The following is a 13,460-nucleotide window of genomic DNA, read 5'->3' on the forward strand; positions in this document are numbered from 1 at the left end:
CGTCTTACGTTTCATGGCCCACCCAGAACAGCTACCGCTCGAACTCGGCGCAACACCTGCCCCGACCTTCGACAACTTCGTCGCCACCGGCAACGAAGAGGCGGTGCTGCGCCTGCGCGGCCTGATTCCGCAGGTGGTGGACGGCACCGCCACCGACCGCCTCGTCTACCTGTGGGGCGAATCCGGCAGCGGCCGCAGCCATCTGTTGCAGGCCATCTGCGCCCAGACCGAGGCCGGCGGCTACGAAGTCCGCACGCTGGAGCCCGACGCGCCGCCCGAAGCCCTCGAATTCGACCCGGCCGTGACCGTCTGGACCATCGACGACGCCGAGCGCCTGGACGAATGGGCGCAGATCGCCGTGTTCAACCTCGTCAACGAAGTGCGCGCGCATCCGCATGCCGCCATCATCATCGCCGGGGCGGCCGCGCCCATGTCGATGCCGCTGCGCGAAGACCTGCGCACCCGCCTGGGCTGGGGCCTGGTCTACTGGCTGCGCCCGTTGTCCGACGCCGACAAGGTCGAGGCCCTACGCCAGGCCGCCCGCGAACGCGGCATGCAGCTCTCGGCCGACGTTCCGCAGTGGCTTGTCACGCACTCCTACCGCGACATGCCGAGCCTGATGGCCCTGCTGGACGCGCTGGACACCTACTCGCTCGCCCGCAAGCGCGCCGTCACCCTGCCGCTCGTGCGCGACATGCTCGCGCTGATGAAGTGAGCGCCGGGGCCCGCCGCCCGGGCGGCCGCGATTGAATGCCACGCCTTCGGGTAAAATCGCCGCCCATGAATCTGGCCCTCTTTGACCTCGATCACACCCTGATCCCCACCGACAGCGACCACGAGTGGGGACGTTTCCTCATCCGTCGCGGCGTGGTGGATGAAACCGAATACCAGCGCAAGAACGATCAGTTCTATGCCGATTACAAGGCCGGCACGCTGGACATCCGCGCGTTCCTGCGCTTTGCCCTGGCGCCGCTGGCCGCGCACCCGCGCGACACGCTGGCCCGGTGGCACGCAGAATTCATGCACGACGTGATCGCACCCAACATCACGCCGCAAGCCCGCGCTCTGGTCGACAAACACCTGGACGCTGGTGATCTGTGCTGCGTGGTCACGGCCACCAACAGCTTCGTCACCCGCCCGATCGCGCAGGCCTTCGGCATCGAACACCTGATCGCCACCGAACCGGCCACCGCCGACGGCACAGCCGATGGCGCCTTCACCGGCGACGTGGCCGGCACGCCGAGCTTCCGTGAGGGCAAGGTCGCGCGCGTGCACGAGTGGCTCGCCAACATGGGCCGCTGCTGGAGCGACTTCGAGCACAGCACCTTCTACAGCGATTCGGCCAACGACGTGCCGCTGCTGGAAGAAGTGACCGACCCGGTTGCCACCAACCCGGACGACACGCTGCGCAATCTCGCGGCCAAGCGCAATTGGCGCATCATGGACCTTTTCTGAGCAGGGCGCGGCGTGATCAAGAAACTCATCAATCGCCTGCTGGGCAAAACCACCGCCGAGCCGGCATCGGCCACTTTGGCCGCTGAACCGGGAACACCCGCAGCCAAGAAGACCAGGACGCCCAGGACGCCGAAGCCGCGCACCAAGTCCAGCGGTGGCCTGCCACGCCAGGCGCGCGTCTGGACGGTCGAAGAGCATGGCATCGACCCGAAGCTGCTCTCGCGCAATGCGGTCAAAGTCACCTCTACGCTGCAGGAAGCCGGCTACGCCGCCTTCATCGTCGGCGGCGCGGTACGCGACCTGCTGCTGGGCATCAAGCCGAAAGACTTTGACGTTGCGACCAACGCCACGCCCGAGCAGGTGCAGGCGCTGTTCCGCCGCTCGCGCATCATCGGCCGACGCTTCCAGATCGTGCACGTGACCTTCTACGGCGGACGCGATCAGGAAATCATCGAAGTCTCGACTTTCCGCGCGCTGGTCGATGCGGTGGATGCCGAACAGGTCCCCGCCGGCAAGCGCGTCAAACGCACCGAGCTGGACCACCACACGCACGCGGTCGATGCCAGCGGCCGCGTGCTGCGTGACAACGTCTGGGGCACCCAGGCCGAAGACGCCACCCGCCGCGACTTCACCGTCAACGCGATGTACTACAACCCCGCCGACCAGACCGTGCATGACTACCATCACGGCATGGAAGACATGCGCGCACGCACGCTGCGCATGATCGGCGACCCGCTCACCCGCTACCGCGAAGACCCGGTGCGCATGCTGCGCGTGGTGCGCTTTGCAGCCAAGACCGGCTTCGACATCGACCCCGCCACGCGCGCGCCGATCGCCGACCTGGGCCCGCTGATCCACAACGTGCCGGCCGCCCGCCTGTTCGACGAGATGTTGAAGCTGCTGATGTCGGGCCACGCCTGGGCATCGCTGCAGGAACTGCGCAAGGCCGGGCTGCACAGCGGCCTGCTGCCGCTGCTGGACGTGGCGCTGGAGCAGCCGATGGGCCAGCGCTTCGTGCAGCTTGCGCTCGATAGCACGGACGATCGTGTGAAGGCCGGCAAACCGGTCTCGCCGGGCTTTCTGTTCGCTTCGCTGCTGTGGCACCACGTGGTGGAGCACTGGAACCGCCGCCGCTCTGCCGGCGAGCCGCTCATCCCCGCGCTGCACACCGCCATGGACGAAGTGCTCGACCGCCAGACCGAGCAACTCGCCATCCAGCGCCGCTTCACGGCCGACATGAAAGAAATCTGGAGCATGCAGCCGCGCTTTGAAAAGCGCTCCGGCCGCATGCCGTATCGCCTGCTGGAATCGCCGCGCTTCCGCGCCGGCTATGACTTCCTCGCCCTGCGCTGCGCCTCGGGCGAATTGCCGCAGGAACTGGCCGACTGGTGGACCGACTTCCAGAGCGGTGACGGCGAGACACGCGAAGCCCTGCTCGCCCAGGCCAAGCAGGCCCCGGCCACCGGCGGGGGGTCCACGGGGCCCGCCAAGCGCCGGCGCCGCCGACGCGGTCCCGCAAAATCGGATACAGTCGATCACGTTGGTCCGGAAGGCTCGGAGGGAACGTGAAGACAGTGGCGTACATCGGCATCGGCGCCAACCTGGGCGACGCACGCCAGGCTGTGAAGGATGCCGTCGTCTGCCTCGCGCAACAGGTCGGCATCACCATCACCGGCAAATCGAGCCTGTACCGCAGCGCGCCCGTGGAGGCCACCGGCGACGACTACATCAACGCCGTGGTACGCATCGAGACGCCGTTCACGGCCGGTCAACTGCTCCGCATTTGTCATCACATCGAAGACCAGTTCGGTCGCGAACGCCCGTTTCGCAACGCGCCGCGCACGCTGGACCTGGACCTGCTGCTCTACGGTGACCACGTCCTCACCTCGCCCGAACTGACCGTACCGCATCCGCGCGTGGGCCAGCGCGCCTTCACGCTGCTGCCGCTACATGAGCTGGCGCCGGATCTCGTGATTCCGGGCATCGGCACCGTGGCGGACCTGCTGCCCGGCGTGGCCGACCAGCGCATCGAGAAGACCACGATGTGCCAGTGCATGCGCGCCAAGCAGCCCGCCGCCTGAGAACCTATTCACGTATTACCGCCTGCCGATGGCACTTGATCACCTGCGCCGCATCGTTGTTGAAGGGCCCATTGGCGCGGGCAAGACTGCGCTGGCCCAGCGCCTGGCCGACCACCTGCGAGCGGCCACGCTGTTCGAGACGCCCGCCGAGAACCCTTTCCTCGCCCGTTTTTACGAAGAGCCCGCGCGCTATGCCCTGCCGGTGCAGCTGCGCTTCCTGCTGCAGCGTGCCGAGCGTCTGAAGGCTTGGCACAAGGCGACGCTCGCCGGCGAGCGCATCGTCGCCGACAGCTTCCTGCCGCGCGATCGCCTGTTCGCCCAGCTCACGCTGCCCGCCGACGAACTCGCGCTGTATGACGCCATGGCGAATGCACTGGCGCTCCCCCAGCAACGCATCGATCTCGTGATCTGCCTGCAGGCGCGCGCCGAAGACCTGCTGCCGCGCATTGCCAAGCGTGCCGTTCCTTACGAAACGGGCATCGACGCCGAGTATCTCGAACGCATCTGTGCCGCATACGGCGAGCTGTTTCTGTATTACGATGCCGCACCGACGCTGATCGTCGACACCGCTGCCTTCGACCCCGCAGGCAACGACGACGATTTCCGCACCTTGCTCGCCCGCATCGACGCGATGCGCGGGCCCAAGGAATTCATCAAGCTGGCAACGCGATAGCTGGTCCGCCACACGGGTAGTGTGGGCCGAGCCATTGCGGCGCCCAACTCCAGTCCAGTCCATGAGCTATCTCCAGGATTCGAACCGCAAGGCCGTCACGGTGACTGCGCTGCAGGCCATGCGCGTCGCCGGCGAGCGCATCGCCATGCTGACGGCCTACGACACCAGCTTTGCCGCCCTGATGGACCGCAACGGCGCCGACGTGCTGCTCGTCGGCGATTCGCTCGGCAACGTGGTGCAGGGCCAGAAGACCACCCTGCCGGTCACGCTCAACCACATCGTCTACCACACCGAGTGCGTATCGCGCGGCATCGATAAAGCGCTGCTGATCTCTGACCTCCCGTTCGGCACGTACGGCACGCCCGAGCAGGCATTCCACAGCGCCGTGCGCGTGATGCAGGCCGGCGCGCAGATGGTCAAGCTCGAAGGCGGTGTGTGGCTGGCGCCCACGATCAAGTTCCTGGTCGAGCGCAGCATTCCGGTATGTGCGCACATTGGCCTGACGCCGCAATCGGTGCATGCCTTTGGCGGCTTCAAGGTGCAAGGCCGTGGCGACGAAGCGGCCAAGCTGCTGAAGACCGACGCCCTGGCCGTGCAGGACGCGGGCGCGCAACTGGTTGTCATGGAAGCGATTCCCGCTGCGCTGGCCGGCGAGGTGACACGCCTGCTGGCGATCCCCACCATCGGCATCGGCGCGGGGCTGGAGTGCTCGGGCCAGGTGCTGGTCATGCACGACATGCTGGGCGTGTTCCCCGGCCACCGGCCCAAGTTCGTGCGCAACTTCATGGATGGCCAGACCACCATCGACGGCGCCGTTGCCGCGTACGTGGCTGCGGTCAAGGACGGCACCTTCCCAGGGCCGGAACACACTTTCGCTTAACGCGCGCGTGGAAATCTGGTCGGCCACCGTCGGCGCCTTCACCCTGCTTGCCAGTGGCGATGCGGCGCTCTGGCTGATCGTTTGGACTTCACTCAAGGTCGCCATCGCCGGGTTGCTGCTGGCCGCACCGCCCGGGCTGCTGACCGCCTACGCCATCGCCATGCACCGCTTTGCCGGACGCCGTGCACTGGTGGTGCTGGCGCAGGCCTCTCTGTCGTTTCCGACCGTGCTGATCGGGCTGGTGCTGTACCTGCTGCTCTCGCGCCAGGGGCCGCTAGGCGGGTTCGGGCTGCTGTTTACGCAAGGCGGGATGATCCTCGGGCAGGCGGCGCTCGGCTTGCCCGTCATCGTTGCCTTTGCGCTCACCACGCTTGAGCGCGCCGACCCACGCTTGGCCGAGACGGCGCGCGTGCTGGGCGCCGGACGTGTGCGGCTGCTGCTGACGATCTTCCGCGAATTACGCTTCGGTTTGATGGCGGCGGTGGTGGCGGGCTTCGGCCGCGTCATCGCCGAGGTTGGCTCCGCGCTGATGGTCGGCGGCAACATCGAAGGGCTCACGCGCACCATGACCACGGCGATTGCGCTGGAAACAAGCAAGGGCGAGTTTGCGCAGGGCATTGCGCTGGGCATCGTGCTGATCGTGCTGGCACTGCTCGTGAATCTGGTGCTGGCGTGGTTGCAAGGGGGCGGCAATTACCGGCGGGGGACGGTATGAGCAGTAAGCAAGGGCCCCGCGCAGCGGGGATGCGCACGACCGCGAATACCGCCAGCCATCGACACCACCCAGGCCGGATGATCGTCATATGTGTGGAAGTGGTCGCATGAGCACACCCTCGCAACCGATGATGGTGTTTGAAGGCCTGCGCTGCCGGCACGGCGCGCGCGTGCTGTTCGAGATTCCACGCCTGGTGTTGTCGGCGGGCAATGCAATCGTCATCACGGGCGCCAATGGCGTCGGCAAGACGACGCTGCTGCGCATGCTGGCCGGCCTCGCACCGGCCAACGGTGCGACTGTCGATCTTGGGCATGGGCCGCAACCGCTGTCGCCATATCCAGCCGAGCTGCGTGCCCGGCTCACGTACGTGCACCAGCATCCGTATCTGTTCCGCACGTCGGTGCGCGCCAATCTCGCCTACGGGCTGACGACCGGCGCACACCGCGTGCCGCGCGCCGAACTCGCCGACCGCATCGACAAGGCAATCCGCTGGGCCGGCCTGCAACAGGTGGTGGATGTGCCGCCAGAGCGCCTGTCCGGCGGCGAGACGCAACGCCTGGCGCTAGCGCGCGCCCGAGCGCTGCAGACCGACGTGCTGCTGCTCGATGAACCAACATCCAGCCTGGACGGCGCCGCGCGCGAGCAGGTCATCGCACTGGTGGGTGAACTGGCGGCGGAAGGCCGCGCCCTCCTGATGGTGTGCCACGACCGCGAGCTCATCAACCTGCCCGGCGTGGCGCGCTGGAAACTAGAGCAAGTGGGCGGCCAAGGGCGGCTCGAAATGCGCGGGCAGCACACCACGTAGGGCGTTGCATACTGCAACAGCCTCGGCGCGGGCGACATCGGCGCGCGTCAGCACGCGTTCATGCAATGGCGCGCCAAGCCAAGGCGTTGCGTCTTCCAGCAGCACCTCGCGCATCACGCCCGGCAGCACCCCCGCTGACAACGGCGGCGTCCACCATGCACCGTCGAGCTTGACCAGCACCGTGCTGCGGCCACCCTCTGCCAACGTGCCGTCCGCGTTGAAGAACACCGCATCGAAGGCACCTGCGCGCTCGGCGGCCTGCCAGGCAGCGTCGTAGCCCGCGCGCAGGGTCGTCTTATGGGTCGGCAGGCTGTGTGCGGTCTCGCGCGATTGCGGTGCAGTCAGCAGGCGTACCGGCGCATCCCACGTCGCATGCAAGGGTGGCAGCAGCGCCGCCGACACGCTGGCCTCGCCGCCGGGCGTGAGCGACAGGCGCATACGGTACACGCCATGCCCCTCCAGCAACGCGCAGGCACGCGTCACCTCACCCGCCACCGCACTCCGCTCGAACGGAAAGCCGAACGCGGTTGCGGATCGCTCCAACCGCGTCAGATGGCGATCCAGCAGCGGCACGCCATCGCGCGTAGCGCGCATCGTCTCGAACAGCGACAACCCCGGATCAAGTGCCGTGACGAAGCGCGCCTTCAACTGGCATTCGGCATATTCGTCATCGGCCACGCTGTCGTGCACGATGCCCGAGCCGATGCCGAGTTCACCGGTGCGCAGGCCATCGGCGCCGGGCACGCTTAGGACCAGCGTGCGGATCGCCACGGAGAGGCACGCGTCGCCCAGCGCGCGGCCACCGGAGGGTGCATCCATCCAGCCGATGGCACCGGTGTAGAGGCCGCGAGGCTCAGGCTCCAGCGCCTCGATGATCTCCATGGTCCGCCGCTTAGGCGCACCGGTAATGGAGCCGCACGGGAACAGCGCGCGCAGACAATCGGCGAAGCCGGTGGCGGGCGGAATCTCCGCCTCCACGGTGGACGTCATCTGCAGCACGCTACCGAACGGCGCTACCTCGAACAGCGCCGGCACGCGCACCGAGCCCGGGCGCGCCAGGCGGCCGAGGTCGTTGCGCAGCAGGTCGACGATCATCAGGTTCTCGGCGCGGTTCTTATCGTCGGCAGCCAGCGCGATGGCGCGGGTTTCGTCGACTTCCACGTCGCCGGTGGCGGGCGCGGTGCCCTTCATCGGCCGCGCGACAAGGCGCCCGGCGTGGTGCGAGAAGAACAGCTCCGGCGAGCACGACAGAATCGCTCCACCCTCCGGCAAGCCGATGAACGCGCCGTACGGCACCGGCTGGCGCGCACGCAGGCGCCGATACAGCGCTGCCGGCGTGCCGAATGCGGTCATGCGCAGGCGGTAGGTGTAGTTGACTTCGTAAGTGTCGCCCGCCGCGATCCAGTCGTGGATGCGCGCGATGGCGTCCGTATAGGTGGCGTGATCAACGCTGGCAGCACAGTCGAACAGGCCCGCTGCGCCCATTGCTTCGGGCCACGCGTCGAACAACGTATCGACTTCTGCCGGCGACAGCACCTGCATTGCGCGAAACAGCAGCACGCGCAGGCGGCCATCGTGACCAGGCAATGAGGAAGAGATTTCGGTGGAAGCCGGCAGGCCGACCAGCGGCCCACCAAACTCATACGGCGCAACGATCAGGGCATGCAAACCCTGGCGCCAGGCGGCACGAAGATCGTCGTCCAGCCCATCCAGGACGCCGGCCGGCCGGAAGAACTCGCCGGCGTAACCGGTGTACCAGCGCGAGCACGGCGCGCCGCCCGAGGTGGCATCGTCCAGCAGCGCAAACGGCGCGCCGACCTCCGGCAACTGCATAACGATGTCCCTGATTGAAAAGGTGGTGTTTAAGAAGCCTCGAAAAGCGTAGCGAGCGACCCGAGGTTGGCGCGAGAAGCGCAGCCGTCGTACATGGGTACGGCGAGCATCACAGTGCCAAGATCGGGCCGCGCAGTAGCTTTGCGAGGTTTCTTACGAGGAGAAGAAGTTCTTCACCTTGTCTAGCCACGACTGCTCCTGCGGGCTGTGCCGCGAGCCGCCTTCGTGCACGGACTTGTCGAACTGCTTGAGCAGGTCCTTCTGATGCTCGGTCAGCTTGACCGGCGTCTCGATGTTGACGTGCACATAGAGATCACCCGCGTAGCCCGAGCGCACGCCCTTGATGCCCTTGCCGCGCAGGCGGAACGTCTTGCCCGCCTGCGTGCCCTCGGGCACCGTGAACGAAGCACGGCCGCCCAGCGTCGGCACCTCGATGTCGCCACCGATGGCCGCCGTGGCAAACGAGATCGGCATCTGGCAGTGCAGATCGTCGCCGTCGCGCTCGAACACAGCGTGTTGCTTGATGTGGATTTCCACATACAGGTCACCCGGAGGCCCGCCGTTGATGCCCGGCTCGCCATTGCCCGATGAGCGGATGCGCATGCCTTCGTCGATGCCGGCCGGAATCTTCACTTCCAGCGTCTTCTGGCTCTTCAGCTTGCCCTGCCCGTGGCACTTGGTACACGGCTTGGGGATGTACTTGCCGCTGCCGTGGCACTTCGGGCACGTCTGCTGCATCGTGAAGAAGCCCTGCGACACGCGCACCTGACCCGCGCCGTGACAGGTCGGGCAGGTCTCGACGCTGGAGCCGGGCTCGGCACCTTTGCCGTGACAGTGGTCGCACTCGTCCCAGTGCGGCACGCGGATCTGCGTGTCGTAGCCGTGCGCGGCCTGCTCCAGCGTGACTTCCATGCTGTAGCGCAGGTCGGCGCCGCGATACATCTGCGGGCCCGAGCCGCGACGGCCGCCCTGGCCCTGCGCCTGACCGAAGATGTCGCCGAAGATATCGCCGAACGCCTCGGCAAAACCGCCGAAGCCCTGTGCGCCCGCACCGAAACCGCCGGCCATGTTGGGGTCAACACCCGCGTGGCCGTATTGGTCGTACGCGGCCTTCTTCTCGGCGTCGGAGAGCATCTCGTAGGCCTCTTTGACCTCCTTGAACTTCTCTTCCGCTTCCTTGCTGTCCGGATTGCGGTCCGGGTGGTACTTCATCGCGAGCTTGCGATAAGCCTTCTTGATCTCTTCATCGCTCGCGTTCTTGCCCACCCCGAGCACTTCGTAGTAATCACGTTTTGCCATGGTGGCTTGAATAGTCGCCTGTTTTTACTGCTTGGTCGAATAGCAAAAAAGCCGAGCGTGGCATCGGGTGCGTCCTGCACAACCCAATAGCCACCGCCCGGCGTACCCTCACGTCCGCTGGGCGGACGATCCGGCTTACTTCTTGTCGTTCACTTCCTTGAACTCGGCGTCGACGACGTTATCGTCGTGCGGTGCGCCTTGGCCTTGTCCAGCGGCCTGAGCACCTGCTGCGGCTTGTTCAGCACCACCGGCTTCGCCCTTGGCCTGCATGTCGGCGTACACCTTTTCGCCCAGCTTCTGCGAGGCCGTTGCCAGCGCTTCGACCTTGGCGTCGATCGCGGCCTTGTCGCTGCCCTTGAGGGCTTCTTCAAGTTCCTTGATCGCAGCTTCGATCTTGTCCTTCTCGCCGGCATCCAGCTTGTCGCCGTACTCACCCAGCGCCTTCCTGGTCGAGTGCACCAGCGCATCGCCCTGGTTGCGCGACTCAGCCAGCTCGCGCAGCTTGTGGTCTTCGGCAGCGTTGGCCTCGGCGTCCTTCACCATGCGCTGGATCTCGTCTTCCGACAGGCCCGAGTTCGCCTTGATGGTGATCTTGTTTTCCTTGCCGGTCGCCTTGTCCTTGGCGCCCACGTGCAGAATGCCGTTGGCATCGATGTCGAACGAGACTTCGATCTGCGGCGTGCCGCGCGGTGCCGGGGCAATGCCTTCGAGGTTGAACTCGCCCAGCATCTTGTTGCCGGAGGCCATCTCGCGCTCACCCTGGTAGACCTTGATCGTCACGGCCGGCTGGTTGTCGTCGGCCGTCGAGAAGGTCTGCGAGAACTTGGTCGGGATGGTCGTGTTCTTGCCGATCATCTTGGTCATCACGCCGCCCAGCGTCTCGATGCCCAGCGACAGCGGGGTCACGTCCAGCAGCAGCACGTCCGTGCGGTCGCCGCCCAGCACCTGACCCTGGATCGCGGCACCCACGGCAACGGCCTCGTCCGGGTTCACGTCCTTGCGCGCTTCCTTGCCGAAGAACTCCTTGACCTTCTCCTGCACCTTCGGCATGCGGGTCATACCGCCGACCAGGATCACATCATGGATGTCAGACACCTTCACGCCGGCGTCCTTGATGGCGGTGCGGCACGGCTCGATGGTGCGGGAAATCAGGTCTTCCACCAGCGCTTCGAGCTTGGCGCGCGTAATCTTCAGGTTCAAGTGCTTCGGACCGGAGGCATCGGCCGTAATGTACGGCAGGTTGATCTCGGTCTGCTGCGTGCTCGACAGCTCGATCTTGGCCTTCTCGGCCGCGTCCTTCAGGCGTTGCAGCGCGAGCACGTCCTTCGACAGGTCGACGCCCGACTCCTTCTTGAACTCGCCGATGATGTAATCGATGATGCGTTGGTCGAAGTCTTCGCCGCCCAGGAACGTATCGCCGTTGGTCGACAGCACCTCGAACTGCTTCTCGCCGTCCACGTCGGCAATCTCGATGATCGAGATGTCGAACGTGCCGCCGCCCAGGTCATACACGGCGATCTTGCGGTCGCCCTTCTCGTTCTTGTCCAGACCGAAAGCCAGCGCGGCTGCGGTCGGCTCGTTGATGATGCGCTTGACGTCCAGACCGGCGATGCGGCCGGCATCCTTGGTAGCTTGGCGCTGCGAATCGTTGAAGTACGCCGGCACCGTGATCACGGCTTCGGTCACTTCCTCGCCCAGGTAATCCTCGGCGGTCTTCTTCATCTTGCGCAGGACTTCGGCCGAGATCTGCGGCGGGGCAAGCTTCTGGCCGCGCACTTCCACCCAGGCGTCGCCGTTGTCAGCCTTGCTGATGGCGTACGGCATCAGGCCGATGTCCTTCTGGACTTCCTTCTCTTCAAACTTGCGGCCGATCAGGCGCTTGACGGCATACAGGGTGTTCTTCGGGTTGGTGACGGCCTGGCGCTTGGCCGGGGCGCCGACCAGAATCTCGCCGTCTTCCATGTAGGCGATGATCGACGGGGTGGTGCGTGCGCCTTCTGCGTTCTCGATCACCTTGGGGGTGTTGCCCTCCATGATGGAAACGCAGCTATTGGTGGTACCGAGGTCGATACCGATGATTTTGCCCATGTTCTTGCTCCTCGAATCTGGTGTCAGGACAGCGCTGAATACAAACTTGGATCGGATGTGGGAGTGCCGCCCGGCTTTTCAAGGCTGATTTTTGAAAAGTTGAGCATTTTGGCCGGTTTTTCTCGGGAAAGCACCCGAAAACAGGCCCTCCTGGGTCAAAACCAAGCGTTTGCGACGTGCCAAGCGCGGTAAACGGGGCACAAAAGGTCACGATGGTACTCTTGGGCGCATCGCCACTCGCCGGAGAGAACACTCTGGTTGCTCGTGCCCTATGCCTCTGTCCGCACCCCGATCCATGCTTGGCGCCGCCCTGCTTGCCGTGTGCACCATGGCCAGCGCCGATGCCGCCGTCTCCCTGCTCCAACCCGCACGCCGGGTCGACGCCACCCAGCCGTTCACGCTAACCCTCGTCATCTCGGGCGATGCCGCCCAGCGCAGCTACACCGTCCCCAATCAACTTCGAGTGACGGCCACTGCCGACCTGCAGGGATCGGTTGAAGTGACCCTGAATCGACATGACACGGGCGCCGAAACCCTGCACCTGCGCCCAGGCCAAGTCCGGACCGTCGCCTATAGCGGCGTGCTGCCGGAGGTATTGCGCGGCGCGGTCCGCATCGACGTGCCGGACCTGGATGCCGCCCCCGTATTGGTAACGCTGGTGCGTGGTGCCGACGCTACGCAGATCGCCGCCGAAGGCGCCCCCAGTGGCGCCGCGCGCAACGCCGCAGCGGATGGCACCCGCCCAGGCGGCGCACTGGGCACGAACCCGAACGCGCCGGCCAGCAGCACAACCGTTACCTCACCTGCTGCCGTAACGGTGGCCGGTACCAGCACAGCACCGCACCCACCCGAGGAAACCTCGCGCCTGACCTTCCATGAGCCGATGTTTGCGGCGGTGGGCCTGCACGAAGGCCTGAACGTCAAATTCCAGTTGAGCTTCAAATTCCGCATCTTCCAGCCCGAGAACCCGGCGTCGACGGCGCTGCTCGACAACCTGTATTTCGGCTACACGCAGTTCTCGCTGTGGGACCTGGGGAAGGAATCGGCGCCGTTTCGCGATACGAACTACCGGCCGAGCCTGTTCTACTACCGGCCCGACACTGGCATCCACGGTGGCGCGCTCACACGGCTGTCGTTCGCGGGCGGGATCGAGCACGAATCCAACGGCCGCGACGGCGACGCCTCGCGCGCCATCAACACCGTCTTCGTGCGTCCGACCTTCCACTTTGGCGATCTGACCGACTACCACTGGAAGTTCGAACCCAAGCTGTACGCCTACCTCACGCGCACCGGCAACACCGACATCGCACACTATCGCGGCTTTGGGGATTTCCGCGTGGCGTACGGTGCGCCCAACGGCTGGGAACTGGCGGCCACGCTGCGCAAGGGCACGCGCAAGGGATATGGCAGCATCGACGCGCAGCTCAGCTATCCGATGCGCGGCATCTTTGGCGGCACGGCCGGCTACCTGTTCATCCAGTACTTCACCGGCTACGGCGAGAGCCTGCTCGACTACAACCACAAGCTTGGCTCGCAGTTGCGCGTCGGATACAGCCTCTCGCGCTAGGAACCTGCTCACGATCTGTTGGACGGCCCGATCTTGGCCCTGTGAACTCCCTACGGATCGTGAA

Annotated in this window: 12 protein-coding genes; 9 read left to right on the forward strand and 3 right to left on the reverse strand. The window is 65.8% G+C overall.

Translation table 11 applies throughout. The features are described from left to right. Positions 1-13: 13 nt before the first annotated feature. The 8 genes from hda to B4F51_RS24140 all read left to right on the forward strand — a co-directional run bounded on the left by hda (position 14) and on the right by B4F51_RS24140 (position 6,609). Entirely contained in the window at positions 14-715 is a 702-nt protein-coding gene (gene hda, locus B4F51_RS24105) for a DnaA regulatory inactivator Hda (protein ID WP_296229358.1), read from the forward strand. 65 nt (positions 716-780) lie between these two features. Further along, the gene (locus tag B4F51_RS24110; RefSeq protein WP_296229359.1) at positions 781-1,455 is read left to right on the forward strand and encodes an HAD family hydrolase; all 675 of its coding nucleotides are present in this window, start codon (positions 781-783) and stop codon (positions 1,453-1,455) included. A 12-nt stretch (positions 1,456-1,467) separates the two neighbouring features. After that, on the forward strand, positions 1,468-3,024 hold the full coding sequence (gene pcnB / locus B4F51_RS24115; RefSeq protein ID WP_296229360.1) for a polynucleotide adenylyltransferase PcnB: 1,557 nt from the start codon (positions 1,468-1,470) through the stop codon (positions 3,022-3,024). After that, entirely contained in the window at positions 3,021-3,536 is a 516-nt protein-coding gene (gene folK / locus B4F51_RS24120; RefSeq protein WP_296229361.1) for a 2-amino-4-hydroxy-6-hydroxymethyldihydropteridine diphosphokinase, read from the forward strand. The genes pcnB and folK overlap by 4 nt, the downstream gene beginning before the upstream one ends. Positions 3,537-3,564: 28 nt before the next feature. Beyond that, positions 3,565-4,209, forward strand: coding sequence for a deoxynucleoside kinase (locus B4F51_RS24125; protein ID WP_296229362.1), 645 nt, complete (start codon positions 3,565-3,567; stop codon positions 4,207-4,209). Between the two features lie 61 nt (positions 4,210-4,270). After that, entirely contained in the window at positions 4,271-5,089 is an 819-nt protein-coding gene (gene panB, locus B4F51_RS24130) for a 3-methyl-2-oxobutanoate hydroxymethyltransferase (protein WP_296229363.1), read from the forward strand. A 7-nt stretch (positions 5,090-5,096) separates the two neighbouring features. Then, positions 5,097-5,804 carry an ABC transporter permease gene (locus B4F51_RS24135; RefSeq protein WP_296229364.1) on the forward strand — a complete coding sequence of 236 codons (708 nt, stop codon included), beginning with the start codon at positions 5,097-5,099 and terminating at the stop codon, positions 5,802-5,804. 106 nt (positions 5,805-5,910) lie between these two features. Next, positions 5,911-6,609 carry an ABC transporter ATP-binding protein gene (locus tag B4F51_RS24140; protein WP_296229365.1) on the forward strand — a complete coding sequence of 233 codons (699 nt, stop codon included), beginning with the start codon at positions 5,911-5,913 and terminating at the stop codon, positions 6,607-6,609. Here the strand turns inward: B4F51_RS24140 and B4F51_RS24145 are convergent. From B4F51_RS24145 to dnaK, 3 genes are all read right to left on the reverse strand, one after another. Next, positions 6,553-8,442 carry a bifunctional chorismate-binding protein/class IV aminotransferase gene (locus B4F51_RS24145; protein WP_296229366.1) on the reverse strand — a complete coding sequence of 630 codons (1,890 nt, stop codon included), beginning with the start codon at positions 8,440-8,442 and terminating at the stop codon, positions 6,553-6,555. The two genes, B4F51_RS24140 and B4F51_RS24145, sit on opposite strands and share 57 nt — an antisense overlap. A gap of 153 nt (positions 8,443-8,595) precedes the next feature. Continuing rightward, positions 8,596-9,741, reverse strand: a complete 1,146-nt coding sequence (dnaJ, locus tag B4F51_RS24150) for a molecular chaperone DnaJ (RefSeq protein ID WP_296229367.1) — start codon at positions 9,739-9,741, stop codon at positions 8,596-8,598. 135 nt (positions 9,742-9,876) lie between these two features. Further along, positions 9,877-11,829 (reverse strand): molecular chaperone DnaK, encoded by a 1,953-nt coding sequence (gene dnaK / locus B4F51_RS24155; RefSeq protein WP_296229368.1) that lies wholly within the window; start codon positions 11,827-11,829, stop codon positions 9,877-9,879. Between the two features lie 271 nt (positions 11,830-12,100). Between dnaK and B4F51_RS24160 the strand changes: the two genes are divergently transcribed. Then, positions 12,101-13,396, forward strand: coding sequence for a phospholipase A (locus B4F51_RS24160; protein ID WP_414706821.1), 1,296 nt, complete (start codon positions 12,101-12,103; stop codon positions 13,394-13,396). Positions 13,397-13,460: the final 64 nt, after the last annotated feature.

This window comes from Ralstonia sp. UBA689 (assembly GCF_002298975.1).
Taxonomy (GTDB): Bacteria; Pseudomonadota; Gammaproteobacteria; order Burkholderiales; family Burkholderiaceae; genus Ralstonia.

Coding starts and splice junctions, on each gene's coding strand:
- hda (WP_296229358.1), top strand. CDS start 14: ATGGCCCACCCAGAACAGCTACCGCTCGAACTCGGCGCAACACCTGCC.
- B4F51_RS24110 (WP_296229359.1), top strand. CDS start 781: ATGAATCTGGCCCTCTTTGACCTCGATCACACCCTGATCCCCACCGAC.
- B4F51_RS24125 (WP_296229362.1), top strand. CDS start 3,565: ATGGCACTTGATCACCTGCGCCGCATCGTTGTTGAAGGGCCCATTGGC.
- panB (WP_296229363.1), top strand. CDS start 4,271: ATGAGCTATCTCCAGGATTCGAACCGCAAGGCCGTCACGGTGACTGCG.
- B4F51_RS24140 (WP_296229365.1), top strand. CDS start 5,911: ATGAGCACACCCTCGCAACCGATGATGGTGTTTGAAGGCCTGCGCTGC.
- B4F51_RS24145 (WP_296229366.1), bottom strand. CDS start 8,442: ATGCAGTTGCCGGAGGTCGGCGCGCCGTTTGCGCTGCTGGACGATGCC.
- dnaJ (WP_296229367.1), bottom strand. CDS start 9,741: ATGGCAAAACGTGATTACTACGAAGTGCTCGGGGTGGGCAAGAACGCG.
- dnaK (WP_296229368.1), bottom strand. CDS start 11,829: ATGGGCAAAATCATCGGTATCGACCTCGGTACCACCAATAGCTGCGTT.
- B4F51_RS24160 (WP_414706821.1), top strand. CDS start 12,101: ATGCCTCTGTCCGCACCCCGATCCATGCTTGGCGCCGCCCTGCTTGCC.